This window comes from Flavobacterium sp. (assembly GCF_050696275.1).
Lineage (GTDB): Bacteria > Bacteroidota > Bacteroidia > Flavobacteriales > Flavobacteriaceae > Flavobacterium.
The window spans coordinates 68497-85270 of record NZ_JBOGUT010000004.1; the positions used below are offsets into that span (position 1 = coordinate 68497).

Below are 16774 nucleotides of genomic sequence, written 5' to 3' on the forward strand. Positions count from 1 at the left end.
TAAACAAAAAAATCAGGCATAAAACAGGTATTGGGAATATAATTTGTAAAGCGGCGGAGCGTTACTGTTACAGTAAAATGCTGTTATCTGATTGCTTTTGAAACAAACAGAATCCAAACAGGCAACAGGTTTCCAGTCGAAGGAAGCAAATGGAATTTCTAATTGAAACGAAAAAGTCTTTACAACCGAATTATCTGCTTTCTTTTCCAGCTTTATCTTCTTGTCTTTACAACAAGGCGATTTTTTTTCTGCTTTTCCACAGCAGTCTTTTTCAGAAGCATCTTTTAGCGAAACAAAAGAAACCGATGCAATCTTGTCACCGCAATAATGCACATTGAAAGCCAGACCAACATTGGAAACCAATATCAGCATTGTAAGAAGGATGGCTATGTGCTTATTTATTTTCACATGACAAAGTTAAATAATTCCTTGAATGGCAAAAGCTAATGAATTGTTATTTTTTTTGTGAGCGCATCTGAAAGTAAAAACCGGGGATAAAAAGCAATATAAAAATGGGTTGAATTAAAAACCTTCGGATGTAAAAAAGGGTCATTCTATGGGTTTCATCAAAATAATTCAGACAATAACAAAAACCAATCAGCAGTACTATAAAAAAGAACAGGTACAAGACAGCCGAAAACCTGACCAGGTCCGCATCTTTAAAAACAACATATAAAATAGCCAACGAAATAAGAGTATTCAGAAGATACCTTAAAAACAGGTTCAGGCATAATTTTACAGAATTGATTTCCGGGTAAGCCAACGTACTTTCTGCTTTGAAATAATTCAGAAAGGGATCGTAAAACAATTGGTTTTCAAAAGCCCTGACTAATGCCAGCATTCCAACCAGAAAAATCAGCTGAACTATTTCCTTCTTATTACTTAGCAGTTTTTGAAGCATATTTAGAAAATTTATTAACCCAAAATACCCATAAGATAAAAACTGTTCCGTAAATAATTAATGGAAAAAGCACATCATGCAAAATATGTTCTTTTTCTGGAAATTTATACGTAAGAATTACCAATAGGGCAATTCTGAAAATATTCAGAATATAAACAAACAAACTTCCGCCAAGAATAAAAAACAAAGTAGGTTTCCATTTTCCGGAGAAAGCCACCACAAAAGAAACAAACAGAATAATCACACTTATTGCATTACAGCCTTCAATGACCCGGGCAATGTATTGTTTTTTATAGAATATTTTAAAGTAAAACTGCCTTTTTTCTTCCTGCGTAAACGAATTAGGGTCACTTAGTTTAAGTACCTGTTCGGTTAATCCGGCTACATTGCTTGTTATAGCGTCTGTTTTATTTTCTGCGAAACTGCTCAAATAATACTGATAAACCAATGTCAGTAAGAGATACGTCAGAAAAAACTTTGCCAGAAAGAGCAAAAAAGGTTTATAAAGAGTAAAATAGTTTTTCAAACTTTGATTTTTAACAAATTTATATAAAAATTAAAATCAACATTAAATACTTTTGCATAAAAACAGGAAAGTATGATTTTCGAAACATTAAAACCAAAAGTAATCGAAATTACAAATAGTGAGTCATTTTCAAGTTCAAGAGAAGAAAAACTCGGTAAAATTTGCGAGCTTTTGGAACAGAACATAAGTTATTACACTTGGGTTGGGTTTTATTTTGCCAACCACGAAACAAAAACACTGCATTTAGGGCCTTATGTTGGCGCACCTACAGATCATACTGTAATTCCTTTCGGAAAAGGCATTTGCGGACAGGTAGCTGTTTCCAATGAGAACTTTGTAGTCCCTGATGTTGCTGCACAGGATAATTATATTGCTTGCAGCTTTACTGTAAAATCGGAAATTGTAGTTCCACTTTTTGTGAATGGAGAAAATATTGGCCAAATAGACATTGACTCTAATATCCTTGACCCATTTACAGAAGCTGACGAACGCTTTTTAGAGTTTGTAAATCAGGAAGTTGCAAAACTTTTTTAATGGAATATCAATATTATATTTGCCATTCTAAAAAATAAAATTACCTTTGCACACGAATACGAAAAACGTATTCATACATAATAATCATTTAAAGGATATTAGCATGTACTTAACTAAAGAAGTTAAAGCAGAAATCTTCGCTAAACACGGAGAAGCTACAAACACTGGAAAATCAGAGGCTCAAATCGCTTTGTTCACTTTCAGAATCAACCACTTAACAGAACACTTAAAAAGAAATCGTCACGATTACAACACAGAGCGTTCGTTAGTGAAATTAGTAGGTAAAAGAAGATCACTTCTTGACTACTTAAAAAATACGGAAATCAACAGATACCGTGAGATTATCAAAGTATTGGGTATTAGAAAATAATCAATATAAGAAAGAGGTGCCTACGCGCCTCTTTTTGTTTTTACGCATTTACACAAAAAGTTTGGTTTTTCATTGGGTTTTAGACAACAACTACACACAACAACTACAACACAACTAGAACCCTTTGTTTAACTTAGAGAATTAAATTATGATTCCACAATTATTCGTAGAAAAAATCGATTTAGGTGATGGCAGAAGCATCACAATCGAGACAGGTCGTTTAGCAAAACAAGCTGACGGTTCTGTAGTAGTAAGAATTGGAAAGACTGTAATTTTAGGTACAGTTGTTTCCTCAAGAAAAGCAAGTCCAGGTATCGACTTTTTACCTTTAACGGTAGATTATCGTGAAAAATTTGCTGCAGCAGGTCGTTTTCCTGGTGGTTTCTTCAAAAGAGAAGCTCGTCCGAGTGATAGCGAAGTATTAACTATGAGATTAGTTGACCGTGTTTTGCGTCCGCTTTTCCCGGATGATTACCATGCTGAAGTTCAAGTTATGATTCAATTGATGTCTCATGACGAAGATGTTATGCCAGATGCATTAGCAGGATTAGCAGCTTCGGCAGCGCTTGCATTGTCTGACATTCCTTTTGAAACTTTGATTTCGGAAGCTAGAGTTGGAAGAATTGATGGGAAATTCATCATCAACCCCTCTCGTGCTCAATTAGAATTGTCTGATATCGACATGATGATTGGAGCTTCAACAGATTCTATCGCAATGGTAGAAGGTGAAATGAAAGAAATTTCAGAAAAAGAAATGGTAGAAGCCATTAAATTCGCACACGAACACATTAAAGTACAAATTGCAGCTCAAGAAAGATTGGCTAATGCTTTTGGAAAAAAAGAAGTTCGTACGTACGAAAAAGAAAAATCAGATGACGCTATTTACGCAAAAGTAAAAGAAGCGGCTTATGATAAAATTTACAACATTGCAAAAGTAGGTTCAGCGAAACACGAACGTTCTGCTGCATTTGATGCTGTAAAAGAAGAAGTAAAAGCATTATTTACTGAAGAAGAATTGGCAGAAAACGGAGATTTAGTTTCTAAATATTTCTACAAAACCAATAAAGAAGCAGTTCGTAATGTAACTTTAGATTTAGGAACTCGTTTAGACGGAAGAAAAACTACAGAAATCAGACCAATTTGGTGTGAAGTAGATTATTTACCATCAGTTCACGGTTCTGCATTGTTTACTCGTGGAGAAACTCAAGCATTGGCAACAGCAACTTTAGGAACTTCCAGAGAAGCAAACCAAATTGATTCACCATCTGAACAAGGAGAAGAAAAATTCTATTTACACTATAATTTTCCACCATTTTCAACAGGAGAAGCTCGTCCGTTAAGAGGAACTTCAAGAAGAGAAGTTGGTCACGGAAACTTGGCGCAAAGAGCATTGAAAAACATGATTCCTGCTGAAAATCCTTATACCATCAGAATCGTTTCTGAAGTATTGGAATCTAATGGTTCGTCTTCTATGGCAACAGTTTGTGCTGGAACATTAGCATTAATGGATGCTGGAGTTCAAATGATACGCCCAGTTTCTGGAATTGCCATGGGATTAATTACAGATGGAGATCGTTTTGCAGTTTTATCTGATATTTTAGGTGATGAAGATCATTTAGGAGATATGGATTTCAAAGTAACTGGAACTTCAGAAGGAATTACAGCTTGTCAAATGGACATCAAAATTGACGGATTGAAATATGAAATCATGGAGCAAGCTTTAGCTCAAGCTCGTGACGGACGTTTGCATATCTTAGGAAAATTAACTGAAACTCTTGCTCAACCAAATGCAGATGTTAAAGTTCATGCTCCAAAAATCATTATGAGAACTATTCCAGGAAACTTTATTGGTGCCTTAATTGGGCCTGGTGGAAAAGTAATCCAGGAATTGCAAAAAGCTACCGGAACTACCATCGTTATCAACGAAGTGGATGAGCAGGGAGTTGTTGAAATTTTAGGTACAGATCCTGATGGAATTGCAGCAGTATTGGCTAAAATAGATTCAATTATTTTTAAACCGGCAATGGGCGAATCTTATGAAGTGAAAGTAATTAAAATGCTGGATTTCGGAGCAGTAGTAGAATATACCGCAGCACCAGGAAACGAAGTATTGCTTCACGTATCTGAATTGGCTTGGGAACGTACTGAAAACGTTGCTGATGTTGTAAAAATGGGCGATGTGTTTATGGTAAAATACCTTGGTATCGATCCAAAAACAAGAAAAGAAAAAGTGTCTAAAAAAGCACTTTTGCCAAGACCTCCTCGTGAAGAGAAAAAAGAGGATAAAAAAGAGTAATCAGAATCTTATAGTTTACTAAAGGTAATTTTTATAGAAAACCCCGCTTCAATTTGAATCGGGGTTTTTGTTTGCATTGAAATTTTTAGATTTCATATACTTACAAAATAAAAACTGTTCCAAAAAAAATTAAAAAAAGCGTAACTATCAAAAATAATTCTTCAGCTAACTGAAGTGCATACAATTTAAATTTTGACATACAGCACCGGAAATTATTTTTTGAGAATTGCTTCAGACAAAGGAAGTCAATCTGTACAGATAATAAAAAAATAACTGCTAATTATAGTCTATTTCAAGATTATTATTCTAGTACAATAACCTCACGTTCGTAATGTAAACGTGAGGGTTATTTTTTTAAACTAAACACTTGAGCTATGTAATCAGAAAATCCTTTTGTTTTAAAAGTAAGAAAAAACTTATTTCTAAATGGTTAAATTTTGGCTTCTAAACCAAACACCCGGCTATTTGTGAGATTTTATTGTATTTTTAGGATCTTTTAATCCCAACCAAACCAAATTGATTACTTACATGAAAAGCAGAAAGTTAATCTTCAACCACCTGTTCTTAGTTCTATTTTTTCTAGGGCCAACTACTATTCTTATTGGCCAGAATACTGAAAACACTTCATTATACAACTGGTTTGACAACAAAACAAACAAAGAAAACTTGCCTATAAGCAATGGTACGCTTCATGCTAATTATGACCGGACCATTAATAATGAGAACCGATATTACTATTCGGATAAATTCAGCAAGGGAAGCGTAACTTACAATGACCAGAATTACTACGACCTTTCTCTAAAATATGATATTTACAAAGATGCCATAGTATTAAATCTCAATAAAGATTCTGACAATGTAGGAATTAATCTGATTAAAGAGAAAACAACCGGTTTCACACTATGCGGAAGAAAGTTTGTCAATTTGAGTATCGGCAACAAATTACCAAGTGATTATTACCCGGGATTTTATGAAGAAAACGTTGTTGGCAAAGGTTTTATCTTTTACATCAAATATAGGAAAGAGGCCAAAGAAATAGTAGAAACCAAATTTGTAAGTATCGATTATATCGTAAAAAATGAATTTGTACTGTATTATAAAAATGCTTTTGTGAAAATTAATTCCAAAAGAGATCTCACCCAGTTGTTTCCTGATTATAAAAACAAAATTGATGATTTCTATGTGATGAACAGAACAATGGAAACCGCAAATGAGGTGCAATTTATGGAGAATCTAATGCGTCATATCAACAGTTTTCTGCTAACCGAATCCAAGTAAAAAAAATGAGAAACCTTATCTTTACCCTGTTCTTTTTATCCGTTTCCCAATTGCTTTTTTCTCAAGACAATGACGATAAAATTACGATAGAATACAGCAATGCCAGCAGAAAATCCGTTTTAGAGAAAATTGAAAGCCTGACAGATTACACTTTTTACTTTGATGAAAAATGGCTAGAAGCAGAAAACAGCCTGATTTCGGGAACTTATAAAGATGAAAAAATCAGCACTGTGCTGGATGCTGTTTTCAGCAGTACCAACTTGAATTTTTTCATTGACAAAAACAAAATAATCCTGACCAAAAACAGTATTGTTTATGACAAACTGCCTGCTAATTATTTTCGTGATCAGGAAAATGCTGCTAATCCGGTTACTGTTTCAAAACCCGTATTTTTCCAGCAGTATGACAGCATAAAAAGCGGTAATGAAAAAGAAGGAAATACCATCACTCTGGTAGGAAAAGAAACAGCAAATCAGGAAGTTGATTTATACACACTTTCCGGTTATGTAAAGAATTCGAAAACAGGAGAATTACTGCCTGACGTAACCATCCGAATTAAAAACAGTAAATTCAGTACCAGCAGTAATCAAGAAGGCTATTATATTTTACAGCTTCCCGCTGGAGTCAACATTGTAGAAACCGAATCTTTAAATCATAAGAAAACCTCCCGAAAAATTATGGTTTACAGCAATGGGAAACTAGATTTGGCTATTACTGAAAAAATAAATCAATTGGATGAAGTCGTTGTAAAAGGCAAGAAGAACAAGACCATACGAACTGCCATAACAGGCGTTACTACTATTGAAGCCGAAGGAATAAAGAATATTCCTTTAGTTCTGGGAGAACGAGATGTATTAAAAATAGCGCTGACGATTCCCGGGATAAAAACAGCAGGAGAAGGATCGGCAGGATTTAATGTCAGAGGAGGAAAAGAAGACCAGAATTTGATTCTGCTTGACAATGCGACAATATACAATCCGGCCCACTTTTTCGGTTTTTTCTCAGCTATCAATCCGTATACAACCAGTAAAGTAGACATTTATAAAGGCGGAATCCCATCAGAATTTGGAGGAAGATTGTCATCTGTTTTTGATATCACATCCAAAAACGGAAATATGCAGAAATTTGCCGGCGAAGGTGGCATTGGCCCTGTAACTAGTAATCTGGCCATTTCAACCCCAATTGTAAAAGACAAATCCAGTTTATTAATAGGAGGAAGAGCTACCTATTCTGATTGGATTTTAAAAAACCTGAAAGACGAAAAGCTGAAAAAAAGCGAAGCTACCTTTTATGATCTTTTTGCCAAATACAACCACAACATCAATCTGAACAACAGCATTGAAACTACACTTTATTACAGTAAAGACGCTTACAGTATTACATCGGATTCACTCTATAAATACAGTAACCGTCTGGTTTCTTTAAAATGGAAACATACGTTTAACCAAAAAAACAGAGGAGAATTAAACTTTACCAACAGTGAATATAAATTTGGAATTGATTATGATTCAACTAACCTGAATGCTTTTGACTTTGGTTATAAAATAAATGAAAGTCAAGTGGTTTTAAAATTAAGTCACCTGTATAATGAAAAGCATAAATTCACCTATGGTCTTTCCAGCAAATTATACGGTATTAATCCCGGAACCTTAGACCCTAAAAAAGAAGAATCCTTATTAGCTCCTGTAGATATTGACAAGGAAAGAGGATTAGAATCTGCCGTGTTTATTTCCGACAACTTCAAAGTCACTCAAAAACTTTTACTGGACATTGGAGTACGCTATTCGGTATTTACAGCTTTGGGAGCATCAACACAGCGAATCTATCAGGAGGGACTTCCTCTTAGCGATGCTACTGTCGTAGAAGAAAAAGAATTTGGAAAAAACAAAGCCATCAAAACATTTGGCGGATTTGAGCCTAGATTTGCTTTGCGTTATATGTTAACAGATGATTTTTCTGTAAAAGCAGGTTATGACAAGACCTTCCAATACATTCATTTATTGTCGAGCAATACTACGCAATCGCCAACCGATACTTGGAAATTATCTGATTTGAATGTAAAACCACAAAGCGGTCATCAGTTTTCTTTAGGCCTATTTAAAACCATAGATTACGAAGATCTGGAATTAAGTCTGGAGGGATATTATAAGAAATCCAATGATATTTTAGATTATAAAGTAGGTGCTGAATTACTGCTCAATGAAAATATAGAAACCGAATTACTGCAAGGAAAAGGAAAATCATACGGAATTGAATTTCTTGTGCGTAAATCAGCAGGACGATTGAACGGATGGGTTGGATATACCTATTCCAGATCGTTTGTCAAATTGGACAGTCAATTTAACGAAGAAAAAGTCAACAATGGCGAGTACTTTGCTGCAAATTTTGATAAACCACACGATGTCAGTGCTGTTTTAAATTACAAATTTACCAAACGTTACAGTTTTTCAGCGAACTTTGTATATCAAACCGGAAGGCCAATAACCTATCCTATCGGGAAATATATGTATGGTGGTGCAGAATACACGCTGTACAGCGACAGGAATAAGTTTAGAATTCCTGATTATTACCGATTGGATGTTGGGTTAAATATTGAAGGAAACCACAAGATTAAAAAGCTGGCGCACAGTTTTTGGAACATTTCAGTTTATAATCTTTTCGGAAGAAACAATCCTTATTCTGTTTATTTTGTGACAGAAGGCGGCAAAGTTAAAGCTTATAAAACATCGATTTTTGGAATCCCTGTACCTACTATCACTTATAATTTTAAATTTTAAGTAATTATGAAAAGGCACTTTTTACATTATCTCTTTTTGCTCCTTATAGTATTGGCCAGCAGCTGCACGGAACCTTATGCACTGCAGACAAATACTTATGAAAATGCGCTTGTGGTAGAAGCTACTATTACAAACGAAGTAAAAAAACAAGAAATCAAGATCACCAGAACAACTCAATTGGAACAAAGCGGACCTGCATTTGAAGCTGATGCCATTGTTTATATTACGGACAATATGGGCAATACATATGATTTTGAAGAACTAAACGAAAAATATGTTTCTTCTGTAGCATTTGAAGCTTTGCCCAATAGAATTTACCAATTGCACATAACTACTGCAAATGGCAAATCCTACACCTCAACAAATGAGAAACTGACAACGGTAAATGAAATACAAAGTATCATTCCATCCGTTGTTACAAGAGACGGAGTTCGTGGTGTTGAAATTAATGTCAACAGCTACGATCCCACTAATACATCAAAATATTACAGATACGAATACGAGGAAACCTATAAAGTAATTGCTCCGGAATGGGATGATGAAAAAACCATTCTTGCTCCGCCAGTACCTGGTGAACCACATCAAGGAATTCTTATTATACCCAGAGTTGGAGAAACCAGAACCTGTTTTACAACAAAAAACTCAGATAACATTCTTTTGACTTCTACTACAGGATCATCTGAAGATCGTGTAGCTTATCCGATACGTTTTATCAGCAATCAAAATTACATCATAACACATCGTTATAGCATTTTGGTTCGTCAATATGTTCAAAATCTGGCAGCCTATACCTTTTACAAAACATTAAAAAAAATATCGGGAAACGGAAGTATTTTATCCCAGACACAGCCCGGTTATTTCAATGGAAATTTAAAATCAGTTGAGAATCCGGACGAGAAAGTCATTGGTTTTTTTGATGTCTCTACTGTTTCTTCCAAAAGAATCTTTTTTAATTATGTTGATTTATTTCCAGGCGAACCACTTCCTCCCTATGTTACGGATTGCAGGATACGGGAATTTAAGAATTGTTATGACCAAAATGTTGATCCAGCTTGTAAAGGAGCCGCATTGCTTTCAGTAATCGGATCAGGTGATTTGGTTTATGTAGACAGCGACGGCAACCAAACCTTCTTTTTTATGGTCGCTCCTCCCTGTGGGGACTGTACCCGAATTTCATCAAACATAAGACCTTCTTTCTGGATAGATTAAACGATAAAAATATGAAACCTTTTTTTACTCATAAAATTACATTTCTGCTTCTGTTATGCCTGCTTGGTATCAGTTGTACGGAACCCTATGCATTACAGACCAATACTTTTGAAGACGCCCTTGTTATTGAAGCAACTATAACGAATGAGTTTAAAAAGCAGGAAATCAAACTTTCCAGAACTTACCGTTTTGAGGAAGATGGTCCAACGTTTGAGGCTGGCGCAACCGTTTATATTACAGACAATCTGGGAAATCAGTATAATTTTGATGAACTTGGAGAAAAATATGTTTCTGCTTCGGAATTTCAGGCATTGCCAACCAGAAACTATACCCTTCACATTACCACCAATGATGGGAAAAGATACAGTTCGACCACTGAAATGCTGACAACAGTCAATGAGATACAAAATATTGTCCCAACAGTTGCTACAAAAGAAGGCGTTCGAGGTGTCGAGATTAACATAAACAGTTTTGACCCTAATAATACCTCAAAATACTATCGATACGAATACGAAGAAACATATAAGATAATAACTCCTTTTTGGGATTCTGAAAGAGCCATCATCATACCGCCGTCAGAGCCTGGAGGTGAAAGAGGAATTGGGCTTATTCCAAGAGTTGGAGAATCAAAAACATGCTATAGCACTGACTCTTCCAACACCATTATACTGAACAGCACAGTAGGATTGAACGAAGACCGCGTGCATTTTCCTGTTCGTTTTATCAGCAATAAAAATTCAATCATCATGCACCGATACAGTATTTTAGTTCGTCAGTATGTTCAAAATCTGGCTGCTTATACCTATTACAAAACCATGAAAGATTTATCCGGATCAGGAAGCATCCTTTCCCAGAACCAACCTGGTTTCTTTAGTGGAAATATTCGGTCGATGACCAATCCAAATGAGAAGATAATTGGTTTTTTTGATGTCACTTCGGTTTCGTCCAAGCGGATTTTCTTTAATTATGAAGATATTTTCCCGGGAGAACCACAGCCACCGTATTTTGACGAATGTGAAATACGTGTTTGGGGATTCTGTTTTATCTCTGAAAATCCGGAATGCAAAGGAGCCAAATTACTTTCTGCAATAGAAAGCAATAGCCTTCTTTATCTGGATCATTATTATAATACCGCCGGAGGCTACAATGTGTATAAAATGGTTCCTCCTCCCTGTGGTGACTGCACCACTTTTTCGTCTAACATAAAACCTTCATTTTGGATAGATTAAAACATCACTTACTTAGTGCCTTTCTGATGCTGAACATTTTAATTGTATCAGCTCAAGGCACAGTTTCTCCCAACAATATCAGTACATCAAATGATGAGAGTCTGTTTATTCATTTAAATACCTCCACTTTTCTTACAGGAGAGACACTTTACTATAAATTATATTGTTTAAATCCAAAAAATAACTCCAGCAGCCTGATTAGTAAAATAGGCTACATTGAGCTTATAGACAATAACAAGCAAGTTGTTTTTAAAAACAAAGTTTATTTGGACAATGGCAAAGGATACGGTGATTTCTTTATTCCTACTACTCTCAAAACAGGCAATTACAAATTGATTGCTTATACAAAGTGGATGCTTAATAAAGGCCAAGTTTCTTTTTATGAGGCGGATGTTGCTATCGTGAATCCTTTTCTTCCGAATGAATTCATCAACAAAGAACAGAATGGCAGTATTTCAGCAAAAAAAGATGAAACGGGAGCTGATTCTAACTCTCAAGCTACGGTAAATCCAACGGCTGAAAAATCAATTGCTTTAGAGCTGAATCAAAAAACCTATACCAATAGAGAAAAAGTAAATCTTAAGGTAAAAATGCTGTCCAATAAATTGAAAACAGGTAATTTCTCCGTTTCGATCAGAAAAACAGATGCTCTTCCGACAAAAAAACAAATCAATGCTGAAACATTTGTCAGACAACAATCTGCACGGTTGGCTTCAAACCCTTCGAATTCAAAAATCACATTTCTGCCTGAACTCCGTGGAGAATTTATTTCCGGCAAAGTTGTTTCTACAAAAGGATTGCAGGAAGTAAGCGACAAATCGGTTTCTCTTTCCATTCCGGGCAAACCATTTATTTTTAAGTTGGTTAAAACAAATCAGTCAGGTGAATTTAAATTTATATTGGATAAAACCCCAGACAATACCGATGCAGTCATTCAGATTGTAGACAATGCCAAAGAAAATTTCAGTATTGTTCTTGATGATGCAACTGCTGTTGACCTATCCCAATTGGATTTTTCATCCAAATTCAATGTAAGCCCAATCGATAAAAAAACCATAGAAGAGCGATCTGTTGCCGCTCAACTTGAAAACGCCTATTATTCAAAAAAGAAAGACACAACAGACCGAAAATCAAATCCTGATATTTTTATTGGTTCGACAGCAAAAGAATATGTCCTTGATGATTATACCCGATTTCCAACATTAAAAGAAACCATAACGGAAGTTCTTATTGAGTGCCATTCAAAAAGAAAAAATAATAAATCGATGATTTACTTATCTAATGACAAAGTAGTCCTTGACAATTTCGGTCCTCCGTTAGTGCTCGTAGATGGTTTATTGCTGCAGGACACCAATGAAATTTTCGAATACAACGTGGCTAACATCCACAAAGTAAGCCTCATTAACGAAGCGTATGTGTATGGCCCGAAAAGCTTCGGCGGTGTAATTAGTTTCGAAACCAAGACGGGTGATTTTCAAAGCAAATCGGAAGGAAACTATATAAAGAAAACAGTCCTTCAGATTCCTTCATACGGAAAAAAATACTATACCCCTGATTACAATTCAGGCCATCTTCTGGACAGAATTCCAGATTACAGGTATCAATTGCTTTGGGTTCCAATCATTACAACAGAAAATAACGAAACCCAACTTTCTTTCTTTACCTCTGATATCTCAGGAGAATTTGAGATTGCAATTGAAGGCTTTACGGACAACGGAAACCCAATATCTGTAAAAGAATATTTCGAAGTAAAATAAAATTATTGTATCGACGCAACCTTTTTCAGCTTTTTTGACTATTAAATATAAACAAGTAAAAAAAGTAAAAAATGACAAAGGTAATATCGTTTTTCCGTTTATCGTTACTTCTATTTTTGGTATTTACCATTAATGGCTGTACTGATTTAGATGACAATTTAGCACAGGAAGATCCTATAGGAATCAAGAAAGAAAATCTGATAGCAAAAGATTCTGAACTATACAATCTCATCACACAGGTTACAACGACAACGAACAATCCTATGCAGGATATAGTTTGTATTGATTTTATTTATCCATTGGAATTGATTGTTTATGATACTAATTTATCTCCGATAGGCACAGTCTCTATTATTGGTGATGCTAATTTTAGTGCTTTTTTAGGAAATCTTGCGCCAGATCAGTATATAAGTATCAGTTACCCGATGTCTACTACCTTGAGTAACGGTACAGTTTTTACAGTCAATAATAATACTGAATTAAAACTGGCACTGGACAGCTGTACAGAAGAAGATATTATCCAACAGTGTAATGGGGCTTGTTCAGGCGGTGGCGGACCTGGTTTTGGGAAATGTTATTGGAAAATACCATATACTGAAGGCAACGATAATAAGTACACCAGCGGTATTTTTGAAATGAATCCAGACGGATCGCTTACTTTTAAATATGATGATGCAAGTTATAACGGCACATGGAATTTCTTGTTGATTAACCATGCACTCCATATCAATATTAATCTGGAAGGAACTTCTGAAACCGCCCAATATTGGAATTTTAACGGAGGCGCCTCTTTAGGTCTGAATGAAATGAGTGTTTATAATCCAAACAGCCAAAAAATTATACGAATGACCAAAGAATACGAATATCTTATCCCTTATCAGATAGGAGCCACAGGTCCGGGAGGCGGAACAGTATTTTATGACAAAGGAAGTTACAGCAAAGGATGGCGCTATTTGGAAGCAGCTCCGTACGATACCTATTATTTTGAATGGGGATGCTATGGCTCATCAGTTTTAACTGCCCAGCATCCGGAAATAGGAAGAGGACTTTTCAATTCGGCTGCCATCGTGAACTATCACGACAGTTTATTGAATTACTATACTACTCCATCGGTTTGCAATGCCTCCAATGACGGAAGTGTTATTGCTAAAAAAGCCCTTCTCTTTATGAATAATAATTACAAAGACTGGTTTTTACCATCCAACGATGAACTTAATCTGATGTATCAGAACTTGCATTCACAAGGATTGGGTGATTTTGCAAATTCGGTTTACTGGAGTTCAACAGAAATAGACGCCAATGATGCAAAAGTTATTGATTTTGGCACCGGGAACAGCATAGCAGGTCCAAAATTACCAGCAGCTGGCAACACAAAAGCCCGAATGATACGATCATTCTAATCCTACCATAATTAAAATCATCCTTTGAATTTAGACCAACTTATAAAAGGCTGCATCAAGCAGAATCGTAAGGCACAGGAAGAGTTATACAACACGTATAAGAAAACTCTTTTTGTGCTGTGTCTAAAGTATTGCTCCAATGAAGCCGAAGCCGAAGACAATCTCCACAATAGTTTTATAGAGATTTTTGGCCGTATTAAGGACTTCAATAATAAAGGTTCGTTTGAAGGATGGTTAAAAAGAATTACGATTAACAAAGCGATTGACAGTTATAAGAAACATTTTCAATTGGTCCCCATAAAAGATGATTTTATGCAGGAAATACACATTGATGAAAATGAAATCGATTTTTCTTTAGATTATATTTTGCAGCTGATACAGGAATTACCCAATCAGTACCGTTTGGTTTTTTGCCTTTATGAATTAGATGATTACGGCCATCAGGAAATTGCAGCAATGCTTTCTATTTCAGAAAGTACCTCAAAATCGAATTTGCACAGAGCCAAGGTTATTCTGAAAGAAAAAATAAAAGCAAAAAATACATTCCATAATTACACTATACGACATGGAAAACAATAAAGAAATAGGAAAAGCATTCAGGGAAAAGCTCGATCAGTTAGATCGAACACCAAACGATGCCTTATGGTCAAAAATAGACCGTGATTTAGATTCGAAGAAAAAAAAGCGGCCTGTTTTCTGGTTCATTCCTCTATCAATACTTTCCGGTTTGCTTTTGGGCGGACTGTCTTATATTTATCTGACGGGAAATAATGGAGTTTCAAATCCTGAAAACGCAATGCAAAACGAAGTAGTCAGGAGAGAAAGTCAGGAGAAAAACAAGATCGCTGCCACTTCCACAGAAAGAAGAAATGCTTCCACAGAAAGAAATAATACTTTCACAGAAGGAAAGAATGCTTTCACAGAAAGAAAGAATACTTTCACAGAAAGAAAAAATGCTTCCACAGAAAGAAAGAATGCTTCCACAGAAAGAAAAAGTGCTTCCACAGAAGGGAAGAATGCTTTCACAGAAAGAAAGAATACTTTCACAGAAGGGAAGAATGCTTTCACAGAAGGAAAGAATGCTTCCACAGAAGGGAAGAATGCTTTCACAGAAGGAAAGAATGCTTTCACAGAAAGAAAGAATACTTTCACAGAAGGAAAGAATGCTTCCACAGAAAGAAAAAGTGCTTCCACAGAAGGGAAGAATGCTTTCACAGAAAGAAAGAATACTTTCACAGAAGGAAAAAGTGCTTCCACAGAAGGAAAAAAAGCACTTTCAGAACCAAAGAAGACCATTGCCGGGCAAAAGAAAACCCCGACAGAAGGAAACAAGACAAAAACGGGCAACAGCAATGCTTCGTATAAAACAGTACCGTATTCTGAACAGACCCGAACGATTAAGAAAACAAAAAGACTAATCAAATCTACTGACGAATATGATGAATATGAAGTAGTTCAGAAGTATACTTATGTCGTGAAAAAGAAGAAAAAGACGTTTCATGTTCCGAATAAAAAAACGTACCATTCCAAAAATAAAAATCAAAGCCATTTCAGCAAGAATAAGCGAACATTGAAAAAACCTTTGAAATCAGATCAAAAAATAACCAATAAAACCGAATTTGCTTTAATTGAAAATAAAAAAGACAGCCCGGAAATCATCGAGACAAAAACAGATTCTGTAATTGTCCCGGAGCCTGTTGCAATCGTTGAACCGAAAATCATTCCGAAAAAAAAGCTAAAAAAAACAATTCCTGAGGATTCTGTCAAAATAGAAATCCAAAAAAAGCGTAACATCTATATTTCTCCTTATTTTGGGCCAACTCATTATGAAAGCTTTGGCAAAGGAAATTCCGTTTCCGGCCAATATAAAAATGACAAAAAAAAAGGAGCCCTAACTTATAGTTACGGATGTTATGTACGATGGATGTTTGATGACAAAATCGGTTCCAGAACAGGCGTTGGAAAAACAAATCTGGAATACGTTACAAACATTCGAAAATCAAGACACGACTTTATCGACACGAAAAATATTAATCTGGTTTCCAGCATGACTTCGGAGGAAATAAATACTCAGTTTGAAAATGATTCTGAAGTAATTATGACCCAAAAACTAAGTTATTATGAAGTTCCACTTGAAGCTTATTATGTGCTTAGAGATCGTAAAATAGGAGTTGCGACTTCCTTTGGTTTTAGTTTTCTTTTTTTGGATGAAAACGAATTGACTTTAAAATCTAATTCGGTAAATGAATATAAAATAGGCAGTGCTAAAAATGTACTCTCTCAAAGCATAACCGGGAATCTCAGACTAATTCTGGATTATAAGCTGGCCAAATCATTGAGACTGGAAGTAAGTCCTTCTTTTCAATATCATGCGATAGGATTTAAAAATGTTTCCGATTTCAAACCATACATACTTACTTTACAAGCGGGTTTTAGTTACAGATTCTAGTTATTTAGTTAGTTAAAAAGCCCGTTTCATTAATTTGAAACGGGCTTT

14 protein-coding genes are annotated in these 16774 nt (G+C 35.4%); 11 read left to right on the top strand and 3 right to left on the bottom strand.

All coding sequences use genetic code 11. The annotated features are described in order from the left end of the window. Window positions 1-12: 12 nt before the first annotated feature. From ACRDEC_RS03735 to xrtF, 3 genes are read right to left on the bottom strand one after another with little or no spacing between them, the layout of a single operon-like run. Complete coding sequence (locus ACRDEC_RS03735; RefSeq protein WP_431496996.1) at window positions 13-408, bottom strand: HYC_CC_PP family protein; 396 nt, start codon at window positions 406-408, stop codon at window positions 13-15. A 46-nt stretch (window positions 409-454) separates the two neighbouring features. Continuing rightward, entirely contained in the window at window positions 455-901 is a 447-nt protein-coding gene (locus ACRDEC_RS03740) for an exosortase F system-associated membrane protein (protein WP_431496997.1), read from the bottom strand. Beyond that, window positions 879-1427, bottom strand: a complete 549-nt coding sequence (gene xrtF / locus ACRDEC_RS03745; protein WP_431496998.1) for an exosortase family protein XrtF — start codon at window positions 1425-1427, stop codon at window positions 879-881. The genes ACRDEC_RS03740 and xrtF overlap by 23 nt, the downstream gene beginning before the upstream one ends. A gap of 72 nt (window positions 1428-1499) precedes the next feature. Between xrtF and ACRDEC_RS03750 the strand changes: the two genes are divergently transcribed. From ACRDEC_RS03750 to ACRDEC_RS03800, 11 genes are all read left to right on the top strand, one after another. Beyond that, window positions 1500-1961, top strand: coding sequence for a GAF domain-containing protein (locus ACRDEC_RS03750; protein ID WP_431496999.1), 462 nt, complete (start codon window positions 1500-1502; stop codon window positions 1959-1961). Window positions 1962-2064: 103 nt separating this feature from the next. Beyond that, window positions 2065-2331 (top strand): 30S ribosomal protein S15, encoded by a 267-nt coding sequence (gene rpsO, locus ACRDEC_RS03755; protein ID WP_431497000.1) that lies wholly within the window; start codon window positions 2065-2067, stop codon window positions 2329-2331. Between the two features lie 148 nt (window positions 2332-2479). Next, window positions 2480-4627: a polyribonucleotide nucleotidyltransferase gene (locus ACRDEC_RS03760; RefSeq protein ID WP_431497001.1), complete on the top strand. Its 2148-nt coding sequence runs from the start codon at window positions 2480-2482 to the stop codon at window positions 4625-4627. Window positions 4628-5155: 528 nt separating this feature from the next. Continuing rightward, window positions 5156-5905, top strand: coding sequence for a hypothetical protein (locus tag ACRDEC_RS03765; RefSeq protein ID WP_431497002.1), 750 nt, complete (start codon window positions 5156-5158; stop codon window positions 5903-5905). 5 nt (window positions 5906-5910) lie between these two features. Then, window positions 5911-8682, top strand: a complete 2772-nt coding sequence (locus tag ACRDEC_RS03770) for a TonB-dependent receptor (RefSeq protein WP_431497003.1) — start codon at window positions 5911-5913, stop codon at window positions 8680-8682. A gap of 6 nt (window positions 8683-8688) precedes the next feature. Then, window positions 8689-9891 carry a DUF4249 domain-containing protein gene (locus ACRDEC_RS03775; protein ID WP_431497004.1) on the top strand — a complete coding sequence of 401 codons (1203 nt, stop codon included), beginning with the start codon at window positions 8689-8691 and terminating at the stop codon, window positions 9889-9891. A gap of 11 nt (window positions 9892-9902) precedes the next feature. Beyond that, window positions 9903-11120 carry a DUF4249 domain-containing protein gene (locus ACRDEC_RS03780; protein ID WP_431497005.1) on the top strand — a complete coding sequence of 406 codons (1218 nt, stop codon included), beginning with the start codon at window positions 9903-9905 and terminating at the stop codon, window positions 11118-11120. Beyond that, window positions 11108-12877, top strand: a complete 1770-nt coding sequence (locus ACRDEC_RS03785; protein ID WP_431497006.1) for a hypothetical protein — start codon at window positions 11108-11110, stop codon at window positions 12875-12877. Before ACRDEC_RS03780 ends, ACRDEC_RS03785 begins: the two co-directional genes overlap by 13 nt. A 71-nt stretch (window positions 12878-12948) precedes the next feature. Beyond that, complete coding sequence (locus ACRDEC_RS03790; RefSeq protein WP_431497007.1) at window positions 12949-14277, top strand: hypothetical protein; 1329 nt, start codon at window positions 12949-12951, stop codon at window positions 14275-14277. A gap of 24 nt (window positions 14278-14301) precedes the next feature. Next, window positions 14302-14856 carry an RNA polymerase sigma factor gene (locus ACRDEC_RS03795; protein WP_431497008.1) on the top strand — a complete coding sequence of 185 codons (555 nt, stop codon included), beginning with the start codon at window positions 14302-14304 and terminating at the stop codon, window positions 14854-14856. Next, window positions 14843-16726 (top strand): hypothetical protein, encoded by a 1884-nt coding sequence (locus ACRDEC_RS03800; protein ID WP_431497009.1) that lies wholly within the window; start codon window positions 14843-14845, stop codon window positions 16724-16726. Before ACRDEC_RS03795 ends, ACRDEC_RS03800 begins: the two co-directional genes overlap by 14 nt. Window positions 16727-16774 lie beyond the last annotated feature (48 nt).